The sequence below is a fragment of the Flavobacterium eburneipallidum genome, assembly GCF_027111355.2.
In the GTDB taxonomy this organism is placed as follows: domain Bacteria; phylum Bacteroidota; class Bacteroidia; order Flavobacteriales; family Flavobacteriaceae; genus Flavobacterium; species Flavobacterium eburneipallidum.
Genome location: NZ_CP114291.2, coordinates 1,887,753 through 1,900,604 on the forward strand (window position 1 = coordinate 1,887,753; position 12,852 = coordinate 1,900,604).

Sequence of the window (12,852 nt, forward strand, 5' to 3'; positions counted from 1 at the left end):
AATCTAATCATGAAGAGCAATACTCCAGCAGCTGTCAATTTATCTTTCAAAAACTTAAGGCGATTGTATCTTTTTGCCTTATTAACCATTGCTATAACGGTTTTATTAAGTCAGTTACTGATTCAATACAACCTTCATAGTCAGTTGAGCGATTCCAAAATTATTAATATTTCAGGAAAACAAAGAATGTTAAGTCAAAAGCTGACTAAAGAAGTTTTGATATTGAATTTTATCGCTGATTCAAAAAATAATAAAGAAGAAATTGAGCGGACAAATGAAATCATTAATTTATGGAAATTTAATCATAAAGCTTTAGAGAAAGGAAACGATAGTTTGGGTTTTCCAAAAGAAAAAAGCAAAGAACTTTCGGATTTATTCATAGCCATCAAACCTAATTTTGAAAACATTGTTAAAGCAGCCACAACTTTTTTGAACAATAAAGAATTAGGAATCAAAGAAGAAGAAAATCAAAAATTGGTTAGAATTATTCTTAAAAATCAAGGAGTATTTCTAGATAAAATGAATGAAATTGTCGAGCAATACGACAAGGAAGCTCTAGAGAAAGTAAGATTACAAAGTAAAACCGAATATGGAATTCTTATATTCACCATATTAGTTTTGCTATTAGAATTCATTTTCATTTTCAAACCAACCAATAAAAAGGTAGAAGTATTAATCTCGAAACTTTTATCCTCTGAAAAAAAGGCACTGAAATTAGCCTACGATACTGAAATCATCAGTGAAGCCAAAGAAAATTCAGTAAAAGAATTGAAATCACTCAATTATGCAATGGAAAATACCTTGCTTTATTGTCGTGTTGCGCCTGACGGTTCGTTAATTCACATTGGAGAAAAATTCGCTAAACTACTGCAATACAATCCCTTTCTTTCAGACAAAACTTTTTCGCAAGTACTTACTCCAATAGAAAAAGAACAATTAGCTATTGATCGAATTATTGCTCAAAGACAAAAGAGTGGCTGGCAAGGAGAACTAAATCTTACGAGTAGAAATGACGAAACTATTTGGCTCGATTTATCAATGGTTCCTGTAACTATCAAGAAAGAAGAATCAGAGCTACTCATTATTTGTTTTGATATTACCGAACGCAAAAAAGCAGAACAAGAAGTGGAGCGATTGAATTTTGAAAATGTTACCGATAAAATCAATCAACAAAAAGTGATTTCGAGTAAAATTGTCGAAAACCAGGAAAACGAGCAAAACCGTATTGCCAAAGAAATTCATGATGGCATAGGACAAATGCTTACAGGACTTAAATTTAGTCTAGAAAGTATCAATCTTGATGACAAAGAAAAAGCAGAACAGAAAATAGAATACCTAAAAAAGCTAGCATTGGATATTATCAAAGGAGTGCGAACTGCGACTTTTAATTTGATGCCACCCGAATTAAGCGATCATGGAATTGTTTCCTCTCTGGCAAAACTGACGCAAGAATTATCAAAACTAACAGGTAAAAATATTTTGTTTTATAACAAATCAGGTTTCGATAAAAGATTGGATTCCTTGATTGAAATTAATATTTATCGCTTGACACAAGAAGCCATAAATAATGCCATAAAATATGCCGATTCTAGTCATATAATAGTGCAACTTTCTCATAGTAATAATATTTTAAGTATTATTATTGATGACAACGGAAAAGGTTTTGACGTTAATGAAGCAGCTAAAAAAAGAAATAGCGAGTCTGGAATGGGATTGCTATTTATGAAAGAAAGAATCGAATACATCAACGGAAGAGTTTTTATCAATTCAATTGTTGAAGAAGGAACAAGGGTAACGTTTAATATTCCGATTTAAAAAGATTCAATAACAATTTTAATATCAAAATTCAATTTCAATGGGATTTAAATTGAAATATTACTGTCTTATTCATTGCTATTATTATTGTCATTGAAATTGTTATTGAATTTTGCTATTGCCATTGAATTTGAAATTATAATTAAAAAATACGTATATTAGCCATCCTTTTAGGTTTATATACGTAAAAATAAAATTTAAAATTAAGTAAGTTATGAATACTACGATTCGAGTTGTTTTGACAGATGATCACGTGTTTGTGAGAGATGGCATCAAATCATTATTAGAAAATGAAGCAAACATAATAGTTGTTGGCGAGGCCACAGATGGTGCAGAAGCTTTGAAAGTAGTGGAAGAACAAAATCCAGACTTACTCATTTTAGACATTCGTATGCCAAACTTAACTGGTATAGAAGTGGTCGAAAAATTGAGAGGACAAGGCAATCTAGTAAAAATAGTGATGCTCTCTATGCACGAATCCGAAGAGTATGTTTTGAAATCTATCAAAGCAGGAGCCGATGGTTATTTGTTGAAAGGTTCTAGTAAAGAAGAATTTCTTAAAGCCGTTCATACCGTAGCCAATGGTGGAAAATATTTCAGTGGAGATATTTCTTCTATTTTAATCAGTCAATTAAGCAATCCTCTTGCTAAAATTGAAAATAAGCAATCTTTTGAAGAAGAAACAATAATTACTAAAAGAGAAAAAGAGATTCTTAAATTACTTTTAGCTGGTAATGGAAACAAAGAAATAGCCGAGGCATTAGATATAAGTAAAAGAACTGCCGAAGTACATCGTTTTAATCTAATGAAGAAACTAAAAGTAAAAAACTTGATGGAATTATCTAATAAAGCTAACGAATTGGCTTTGCTGTAGTTTTTTCTCATAAGTAATATACTTAATTACTTGAATATTTTTTAAGTATAAATACTTAATTATTTTTCAAAAACTGCGAAAAAACAGTTTTTTTATAGTTTTTAGTACTTATTTTTGTCAAAAAAATATAAGTATTATGACAACTACAACTTCTTTATCTCAATCACACCGTATTTTATTTTTAAATACATTAGCTTTCACAGTATGCTTTGCTTGTTGGACGCTTAATGGTGTTCTAGTCACTTTTTTGGTTGACAATGGTATTTTCAAATGGGATGTGGTTCAGGTAGGTTGGCTTCTAGGTATTCCAATTCTAACAGGATCAATCATGCGTTTGCCAATAGGAATTTTAACCGATAAATACGGCGGAAAATATGTTTTTTCTATTCTATTATTGCTTTGTTCCATTCCTTTGTTTTTACTTCCGCTGGCGGATAGTTTTTTTATGTTTGCCGTTTTAAGTTTTTTATTCGGAATGGTAGGAACTAGTTTTGCTGTTGGTATTGGATTTACCTCAATTTGGTATCCAAAAGAGTGGCAAGGTAGAGCCTTGGGAATTTTCGGGATGGGAAATGCAGGTGCTGCTATCACTACTTTTATGGCTCCTTCTTTATTAAATCAATTTTCGGTTGATGATCCACAAAACGGTTGGAAATTATTACCAATCATTTATGGTGTTGCCTTATTAGTTATTGGCGTTTTATTTTTAATTTTTACTAAAAACAAAAAAAATGAAACCAGCACTAAAACCGTTTCTCAAATGTTGGGTTCTCTGAAAAGTGTAAGAGTTTGGCGTTTTGGAGCTTACTACTTCTTGGTTTTTGGATGTTTTGTGGCTTACGCTCAATGGCTGTTACCTAATTTTATGAATGTGTATCAAACCAGTTTGGTAATGGGCGGGATGTTTGCCACTATGTTTAGCTTGCCATCAGGTGTGATTCGTGCTTTTGGAGGTTATTTATCTGATAAATATGGTGCACGAAAAGTAATGTATTGGGTTTTAGGCTCATCAGTTGTATTGAGTGCTTTGTTGATGATTCCAAAAATGGATATTACCACTGCTGGTCCTGGAGTTATGGCAGGAAAGAAAGGAGTAATTACTGAAGTTTCGCAAACGAATGTAAGAGTTGGAGATAAAGATTTTGCTATCAATAAAAAAGTAGAAAAACCAGTTGATAATTCTATTTTTCCAACTAAAAATTCATGGCAAGAAGTGGTTGTTAAAGAAAACCAAGAAGTAAAGAAAAAAGAATTATTGGCAAAAGGAGTTACTCAAATTCATTTTGATGCCAATATGTGGGTGTATCTAGTTTTGGTAATCCTGATTGGTATTTCATGGGGAATTGGAAAAGCAGCGGTTTACAAACACATTCCAGAATATTTCCCAACAGAAGTAGGTGTAGTAGGAGGAATGGTAGGAATGATAGGTGGTTTGGGTGGTTTCTTCGGGCCAATTATCTTTGGGTACTTACTTACCAGTACTGGTTTTTGGTCAAGTTCTTGGATATTTATTCTGATATTTTCATCTATTTGTTTGATTTGGATGCACCGAACAGTAACGAAAATCATGAACGAAAAACAACCTGAATTATCAAAAGTGATGGAACGTGAATCATCAAAAAAATAATAACAATTCTTAAAAAGTTGCTTTTACAAAAAGAGCTCGAAATATTTTTCGAGCTCTTTTTGTATTTATTCAGATTTGATGATAAAGGGTTGAAATTATTTTTTTGAATCAAATTTCAAATGGACAATTTATTTGTCAATAGAACCTAGAACTCTTTTCATAAAAGTATTCAAAGCTTCTTTTTTGTCCATGCCGCCTTTGGTCATTTTATGAACTTCCAAAGCGCCGTACATATTTGAAATTAATTCGCCTATAACATCTAATTCTTCATCTTTCAAAGAAGAAACTTCGGTTAATGCTTCTAGAACTTCGATGGTTTCAACAAGATAATCCTCGTCATTCTCTTCAATAAATTGAGACAAATGTTTGATAACAGGTAGTTTCATTGTAAGTTGTTTATTTGTTTATTTGCTGATTCGGTTATTCGGTTAAACAAATAACCAAATTAACGGTTAAACGATTTCATTAACCAATTCTATTAAAACTTCTTGTTTGTTGGTTTGCGTTTCATTTACCAATTTTCCATTTACGAAAGTAGCAAAAGTAGGCAAGTTGCTTACATTGGCTAATTTTCTAGATTCAGGAAAATTTTCAGCATCTACTATAGCAAAAGTAATGGCTTCGTTTTCTGTAGCCAATTTTTTGAATTTTGGTTTCATGATTCGGCAATTTCCACACCATGAAGCCGAAAATTGAACTACTACTTTTTCGTTATTAGATACTAAATCCTGTAACGTATCTTCGTTTAATTCGATTAACATATCTTTTTGTTTAAATTCCAATACTTAAAGAGCTAAACTCCAAATCATCTGATATAGAATCCAGTATTTTTAAAATTGAAAGATTAATGATTTTTGAAATAAAACTCCAAATTCCTAAATTGGAATTTGGAATTTTAAAAATTTGAAATTTATTTAGTTTGCACTTAAATATTGAGCAGTACTGTTTCTATCAGCACTCATCGCTTCTTTTCCTTCTTCCCAGTTAGCAGGACAAACTTCACCTTTAGTTTGTACGTGAGTGTAAGCATCTACTAAACGTAAATATTCGTTTACATTACGACCTAATGGCATATCGTTTACGCTTTCGTGGAAAATTTTTCCTGTTTCATCTACTAAATAAGTAGCTCTGTAAGTTACGTTTGAACCTTCTACTAAATACGTTTCAGCATCTTCGTTATATTCGCCAGCTGCAGCATCTAAAATTCCTAAAGCAGCAGATAAATTTCTGGTAGTATCAGCCAAAAGTGGATAAGAAACACCTTCAATTCCACCATTATTTTTTGCGGTATTCAACCAAGCAAAATGTACTTCGTTAGTATCGCAAGAAGCACCAATTACAATAGTATTTCTTTTTTCGAATTCTGGCAAAGCCGCTTGAAAAGCGTGTAATTCTGTTGGACAAACAAATGTAAAATCTTTTGGATACCAAAAAAGCAATACTTTTTTGTTGTTGTTTACTGCTTCATCAAGAATGTTGATTCTTAAATTATCGCCCATTTCTGAAATAGCGTCAACTGTAATGTTTGGGAATTTTTTACCTACTAAAGACATAATGTTATTTTTTAAAGTTATTGTTTTTTATTTGTGAGCAAAGATAAATTAAAACGAATGTTAGATTGTATAGGATTTAATTATTAATACTTATATAACGATAGTGTTTAGTTATGTTAATATTGATTTTAATTTTAACTTACTGATTTTTAGTAGATTTTGTGTGTTTAAAAAAGGGTTTTTATTTTATATGTATCAGAAAATTTTAAAAAATATTGACGAAAATCTATATTAGATTTACCATTACGGGCAAACTCCCTTTACATTTTTTATTTTCTATTAATTGATGGGCGGCAGTTTCTTGAAATTCAGGAAAATCTTGATACACTTGTATAATTCCGAAAGCAGCTTCTAAATTTGGAATGACTTGCAAGGCGTAAGGATTTCCAAAAACGTATAAAACACATTTTTTGGTTGACAATAATTTTCCTAAAAATGCCAAAACAGAATCATCTATTTCAAAATTATTCAGCGGTTTGGCTTTGGGAACAAAAAGGGAGATTAAAACAAAATCTAAATCAGCGAGTTTTTTTTCTAATTCAATAATTGAATTTTCATCAACGGTTTCTAAAGCAAATTCAGGAGAAGGAAGTACAGCAGATAAAGTTTTAAAAAAAACATTATCCGTGTTTTTATAAAGACTGACTTTGGCTAATTTGTAATCGTTTTTAGCTTCAAAAAGATAAAGACTATTTTGATTGTCTTTTATTTTGGTAATGCAATTTTTTGCAATCTTTTTATTTAAAATAGAAGCCGTTTCAAAATCTAAATTTCCTTCGGGATTAAAATTGCCATCAATAATTCCTGCTTTTTGTTTGCATTTCCAAAGTCGGTTGAAGCTGGCTTCGATGCGTTCTGGTGAAGCATTTTTTAAAATTTCTTTGATTCCTTCAGCTACGTTTTCGGCAAAACACAACACATCATTTCCAGCATTGAACGCTTCCCATTCCAATTGCCCTTTTTTGTTGTAGAGTTTTGAAACGCTGTGCATATTCAAAGCATCAGAAATCACCAAACCATCATAACCCAATTGCTTGCGCAAAAGATTTTCAATAATAGACTTTGATAAAGTTGCCGAAGTATTTTTGCCATCATTCAAAGCAGGAACTGCCAAATGTCCAATCATAATAGAATCGACATCATTTTCTATTCCTTTTATAAAAGGATGCAATTCGTTTTCCAGTAATTCTTCCAAAGTTTCTTCTAAAACAGGCAATCCCAAATGCGAATCGACGCTGGTATTTCCGTGACCCGGAAAATGTTTCAGACAGCCTAAAACCCCAACATCATTCATTCCACGCAAATATTCCAAAGCAAAATCGGCTACTTTTTCTTTGTTTTGACCAAAAGAACGATACCCAATTACAGGATTATTAGGGTTGTTATTAATGTCTGCCAATGGCGCTAGATTATAATGAATTCCTGCCGATTTCAGGTCTAATCCAATTTGTTTTCCTACTTCGTAAACTAACTCTTTTGAACTTTCAGGCAAAGCACCAAGTGTAATCGCATAAGGGAATTGTGGTGTTTTTTCGACACGCATTGCCAGACCCCATTCGGCATCAATGCTCATCAAAAGTGGAGTAGTGGCACATTTTTGAAAACGGACAACCAATTCTTTTAAACGTTCGTAACTATCGTCGTTGAATTCCACTTTTTTCTTCGATTCGTAGTTAGTTGCTGCACTGGCTCGACTATGAAAAAAAGTCAATCCGCCAATATTGTGTTCTTTGATTAAACGCTCCGTTTCCTGAATGTTTTCTTCGGTATCGTTGATGAAAACAGCTGGGAAAAAGAATTGTCCTATTTTTTGGTCTAATGTCATAAGATTTTTTTAAACCATATAAGTCATATAAGAATAGTTAATAATTTTTAAAACTTATAGGACTTATATGTTAATGAAAATGAATTGTGTTATTCTGATTTCTTCCCAAAATCATCAGGAAAAATCAAAAATCGGGATAATATTAAACCTGGAATAGTAGCCAGAAACACCCAAATAAAGAAATTTCCATAACCCAAATACTGCTGAATATAACCGCTCAACATTCCGGGAAGCATCATTCCCAAAGCCATAAAGCCTGTAGCAATCGAGTAATGTGAAGTTTTTGATTCTCCTTCGGCAACGTAAATCAAATACATCATAAATGCAGCAAAACCAAATCCGTAACCGAACTGTTCTAAAATAACAACAGCGTAGATGTAATAGACAGAAGCAGGATGAAAATAAGCTAACAATATAAAACCAATAATAGGCAAGTGCATCGTTAAAATCATTGGCAGCATCCACTTTTTTAGACCGTGTGCAGAAATCGCAATTCCTCCTAAAATCCCACCAATAGTTAATGCAATAAGACCGAAAGTACCATAAATAATTCCAACATCTTCGGTGTCTAATCCCATTCCGCCAATAGTTGTTTTATCCACTAAAAAAGGTGTTAGCATTTTTAATAACTGTGATTCTCCTAAACGAAACAAAAGAATAAAAGCAAGTATTAATCCGATTTGTTTCTTTTTGAAAAAACTAGCAAAAACAGTAGCGAAATTTTTCTCTGCTGTTTCCTTTTCAGTAATGGGTAATTCGGTTTTTGGCGTAGCAAAATAATTGTAAGCCGTTAAAAATGTCATTACCAGTCCCACAAAAATCATCGTGTAGGACCAAGCTTTTTGATTGTCGCCATATTGATGTTCTAAATATCCTGCTAATAGAATAATCAATCCGTTACCCGTTAGCATCGAAGCTCTATAAAAAGTACTTCTGATTCCTAAAAAGAAAGATTGTTGATCTTTGGTTAATGCTAATAAATAAAATCCGTCTGTAGCCACATCATTCGAAGCAGAAGCAAATGCTGCTACCCAAAAAATGGCTAAACTCAACATAAAAAACTGACTCGTTGGAATGATAAAACCAACTATTAAAAAGGCAATTGAAATCAATAATTGCATGCTTAAAAACCATTTTCTTTTAGTTCCGTGCAAATCAATAAACGGACTCCATAATGGTTTGATTACCCAAGGCAGATATAATAAACTGGTGTATAATCCAATGTCTTCATTGCTGATGCCAAGGTTTTTGTACATCAAAACTGAAACAGAAATGATAATAACATACGGAAATCCCGATGCAAAATTTAATAATGGAATCCAGTACCAAGGCGAATTTTCAGTTTTCATTTGGAGTAGTTTAGGTGGGTTAGTTTACTAGTGTTGGCGTACTTTCATTTCCATAAAAATCAACGTAAGTAAAGGCATAAGAACTATGCTCGTTTTCTTTTGGAGTCAGAATCGTTACCGTAATTAAATCTTCACACTTTTGAGTTAGTGTAATTTTATCAATAATTTGACTTGGGTCATTAATATCTATTTTCGAAGTTCTTTTGGCACGATACACCATAATATAACGTACTTTACTATTCAATGGATATTTAAAAGAAAATATTGATTTTGTTGTAGTATTTTCAAATGTACTAATGGCAGGACTGTCAATAACAATTTGTTTCAAATTAGGAACAGCATACGGCAAGGCAGGATATTTATACTGATTTTCCATTATTATTTTGGTCACATTTTGATGTTTATTCAGAAACCATTTGGCACTAAAAAAAGCATTTCCTTGTACATTTTTATACGTTCGTGTGATGTCAATTTGATTGGGAATTTCCATTGGGTTATTCCATCTTTTGTCGGAATCATTATTGATTTTATAGGTTCCATTTCCGATGTAAATAGCCGTGTTTTTGGAGTTTTCTGCCCACCATTTCAACAATTTCGAATACGAAGCTTTTGGGTGTTCCATACTCCAATACAATTGAGGAACCAGATAATCAATCCATTTGTATTCCATCCAAGTCATTGGATCGGCATACAAATCGTCATAATTGGTTTGCCCAGATTCGGTGTCAGAACCTTTTGGATCTACTGATTTATTACGCCAAACTCCAAACGGACTGATGCCAAATTGCACCCAAGGTTTGCAGTCTTTTATGGTATGTGAAACTCGTTTTACCAAAGTGTCCACATTGGCACGACGCCATTCTTCTAATTTTAAACCATTGCCATATTTTGCAAAAGAAGATTTATCATTAAAGGTTTGTCCCACTTCTCTATACGGATAAAAATAATCATCAAAATGGATGGCATCAATATCATAATTTTGAACCACTTCTTCTACCACTTTAGTCAAATGACTTTGCACTTCGGGCAAACCTGGGTCATAATAAAATTTTTCTTTACCCGATTGTCCGTATTTTATCATCCAATTGCGGTGTCTGTTAAAGTCGTGTTTTGGACTTAAATTTTCGGTTTTTATATCCATCGTAGCACGATACGGATTCAACCAAGCGTGAAATTCAAAACCACGAGCGTGAGCTTCGGTAATCATCCATTCGAGAGGGTCGTAAAAAGGAGTGGGTGCTTTTCCTTCTTTTCCAGTCAAATATCTTGACCAAGGTGCTAATTCCGTAGGATAAAAAGCTTCTCCAGAACTGCGAATTTGAACAATTACAGCATTGTAATTCATTTTTTTGTAGGTTTCCAAAATTTCGATAAAATCGGCTTTTTGTTTGGTAACAGAGTCAGTATTTATTTTCGGCCAATCAATATTCGCTACGGTAGCAATCCAAACTCCTCGGAATTCGTTTTTCGGATGAGTGATTTTTTCTTGCGCATTTCCATCCCAAAAAGGAAGTAAAATAATAGAAATGAGGATTATAAAAAAAGTGTGTTTATTCATTTTTATTCTTAAAATTATCAAAAATCAAAAGTAGTTTTTTTAGAGAAGTTTATCATATAAAATACTGGTTTTTTGGAACTGCAATTTCTTTGCCATTTTTTTTGTTCAAGGATTTGCTTTTTTGCAGTTTTGTTTTCTTTTTGAAATATTGTTTGATTTATTAATGGTAAAATGGTCGAAAGTGGTTTGATTTTCTAAATAAATTTACATTTTTAGTAAAACTTAAAGTATATTTGTTTCAAACGATAAAAATTAAAATATGGCGCTTTCCCAATTGTTTCGAAAAAAGACTGTTCACGATATTCTAAAGCAGGTCGAAAAAAATGAAAGTGATGGACACAATGCTTTAGGAAAACATTTGACAGCTCGTGATTTAACCGCTTTTGGAATTGCCGCCATTGTGGGAGCAGGAATTTTTAGTACTATTGGAAAAGCCAGTGCCGATGGTGGTCCAGCCGTTATTTTTCTTTTCTTGTTTACTGCCTTGGCGTGTAGCTTTGCCGCTTTTGCTTATGCTGAATTTGCTTCGATGGTTCCAGTTTCAGGTAGTGCTTATACCTATTCTTATGTGGCTTTTGGCGAACTCATTGCCTGGATTATAGGCTGGGCATTGATTATGGAATATGCGGTGGGGAATATAACTGTAGCCATTTCGTGGAGTGATTATTTTACAGGATTGCTCGAAAGTGGCGGAATTCATTTGCCACAATGGGTTCAAATGGATTATTTGACGGCTTCGAATGGGTTTAAAGACGCTACAGCCTTAATGCAAGGCGGAAAATCTTTCGAAAATTTAAGTTCAAGTTTGCAAATGGCTCATACGGCTTGGACGACTTCACCTGTGATTGGTTCGTTTCATTTTGTGGCTGATTTTCCTGCTTTGTTGATTATTATCTTGATTACGGCTTTGGTGTATCGTGGAATGAAAGAATCCAGAAATGCAAGTAATTTAATGGTAATTGTCAAGTTGTTTATCGTTCTTTTAGTAATTGCTGTAGGCGTTTTTTATGTGGATACTACTAACTGGAGTCCATTTGCACCTAATGGAGTTTCGGGAGTTTTAAAGGGAGTTTCGGCAGTATTTTTTGCTTATATAGGTTTTGATGCTATTTCCACCACCGCCGAAGAATGCAAAAATCCACAACGCGATTTGCCTCGTGGCATGATGTGGGCGATTATTATTTGTACCATTTTATATATTGCTATTGCTTTGGTTTTGACAGGAATGGTAAGTTATTCAGAATTGAATGTAGGTGACCCATTGGCTTTTGTATTCGATAAATTAAATCTCAAATGGATGTCAGGGATTATTGCTGTGAGTGCAGTTGTAGCCATGGCGAGTGTTTTGTTGGTTTTTCAAATGGGACAACCTCGAATTTGGATGAGTATGAGCCGTGATGGATTGTTACCAAAACGTTTTTCTACGGTGCATCCTAAATTCAAAACGCCTTCTTATTCGACCATTGTAACGGGTTTTGTTGTTGGAATTCCAGCTTTGTTTTTGAACCTGACTATGGTAACCGATTTGTGTAGCATTGGAACTTTATTTGCTTTTGTTTTGGTTTGTGCTGGCGTTTTAGTGTTACAAAATAAACCCGATATTCCTCGTGGAAAATTCAAAACGCCTTATATCAATTCTAAATTTATTCTACCTGTTTTGATTGTAATTGGATTCGTTTATGCTTTTGGTTTTAATCAAAAAAGCACAATGGATTTTATTACCAATGAAACTCAAATTAATACTACTGAAACGATTGTTACCTCTTTAAGTAAAGAAGAATCGAAAGAAGTGTATGATTTTATTGCTACGAATTATGCAGATAAAAAAGTAGCTTCGGAGGATTTAGAAGTAGTTTTGAGTGCTTTTGAAGTTGATGAAGTACAATATAAAACAGTTATAGATTCTTTGCCAATTGATCATTCGCTAAAATACGAAAGCGGTTTCAGCCTTTTTAAACACAAAATTCCGATGTGGATTTTTCTTCTCGCTTTGATTGGATTAATGGTTTGGTCTTACAGGCAAAATTTGTCACTGATTCCTTTACTGGGTTTGATTTGTTGTTTGTATATGATGGCGGAATTAAGCGTTTGGAACTGGATTTATTTTACGGTTTGGTTGTTAATAGGACTCTTGATTTACTTTGGCTTTAGCCGTAAAAACAGCAAGTTGAATATTCAGAAAGGCTAAAAAATCCTTGGTAATTTCTTAATAATAGCAAAGTAAAATTCACTTTTGTAAAATAGTTTTTTA

Annotated in this window: 10 protein-coding genes; 4 read left to right on the plus strand and 6 right to left on the minus strand. The window is 33.0% G+C overall.

What is annotated here, in order from left to right:
• Positions 1-9: 9 nt before the first annotated feature.
• The 3 genes from OZP15_RS07770 to OZP15_RS07780 all read left to right on the plus strand — a co-directional run bounded on the left by OZP15_RS07770 (position 10) and on the right by OZP15_RS07780 (position 4,316).
• Positions 10-1,815 carry a PAS domain-containing sensor histidine kinase gene (locus tag OZP15_RS07770; RefSeq protein ID WP_281337456.1) on the plus strand — a complete coding sequence of 602 codons (1,806 nt, stop codon included), beginning with the start codon at positions 10-12 and terminating at the stop codon, positions 1,813-1,815.
• A gap of 214 nt (positions 1,816-2,029) precedes the next feature.
• Entirely contained in the window at positions 2,030-2,689 is a 660-nt protein-coding gene (locus tag OZP15_RS07775) for a response regulator (protein ID WP_269224953.1), read from the plus strand.
• A gap of 136 nt (positions 2,690-2,825) precedes the next feature.
• Positions 2,826-4,316 carry an MFS transporter gene (locus OZP15_RS07780; protein WP_281337457.1) on the plus strand — a complete coding sequence of 497 codons (1,491 nt, stop codon included), beginning with the start codon at positions 2,826-2,828 and terminating at the stop codon, positions 4,314-4,316.
• A gap of 128 nt (positions 4,317-4,444) precedes the next feature.
• Here the strand turns inward: OZP15_RS07780 and OZP15_RS07785 are convergent, their stop codons facing one another.
• From OZP15_RS07785 to OZP15_RS07810, 6 genes are all read right to left on the minus strand, one after another.
• Positions 4,445-4,702: a DUF6952 family protein gene (locus OZP15_RS07785; protein WP_269224955.1), complete on the minus strand. Its 258-nt coding sequence runs from the start codon at positions 4,700-4,702 to the stop codon at positions 4,445-4,447.
• Positions 4,703-4,768: 66 nt separating this feature from the next.
• Positions 4,769-5,077, minus strand: coding sequence for a thioredoxin family protein (locus OZP15_RS07790; RefSeq protein WP_269224956.1), 309 nt, complete (start codon positions 5,075-5,077; stop codon positions 4,769-4,771).
• Positions 5,078-5,230: 153 nt separating this feature from the next.
• Positions 5,231-5,869, minus strand: a complete 639-nt coding sequence (locus OZP15_RS07795; protein ID WP_269224957.1) for a peroxiredoxin — start codon at positions 5,867-5,869, stop codon at positions 5,231-5,233.
• Between the two features lie 226 nt (positions 5,870-6,095).
• The gene (locus tag OZP15_RS07800) at positions 6,096-7,694 is read right to left on the minus strand and encodes a glycoside hydrolase family 3 protein (RefSeq protein ID WP_281337458.1); all 1,599 of its coding nucleotides are present in this window, start codon (positions 7,692-7,694) and stop codon (positions 6,096-6,098) included.
• Positions 7,695-7,783: 89 nt separating this feature from the next.
• Complete coding sequence (locus tag OZP15_RS07805) at positions 7,784-9,043, minus strand: MFS transporter (RefSeq protein WP_269224961.1); 1,260 nt, start codon at positions 9,041-9,043, stop codon at positions 7,784-7,786.
• A gap of 19 nt (positions 9,044-9,062) precedes the next feature.
• Complete coding sequence (locus OZP15_RS07810) at positions 9,063-10,601, minus strand: glycoside hydrolase family 10-like protein (protein WP_269224962.1); 1,539 nt, start codon at positions 10,599-10,601, stop codon at positions 9,063-9,065.
• A 259-nt stretch (positions 10,602-10,860) separates the two neighbouring features.
• Between OZP15_RS07810 and OZP15_RS07815 the strand changes: the two genes are divergently transcribed.
• Positions 10,861-12,789 (plus strand): amino acid permease, encoded by a 1,929-nt coding sequence (locus OZP15_RS07815; protein WP_269224963.1) that lies wholly within the window; start codon positions 10,861-10,863, stop codon positions 12,787-12,789.
• Positions 12,790-12,852 lie beyond the last annotated feature (63 nt).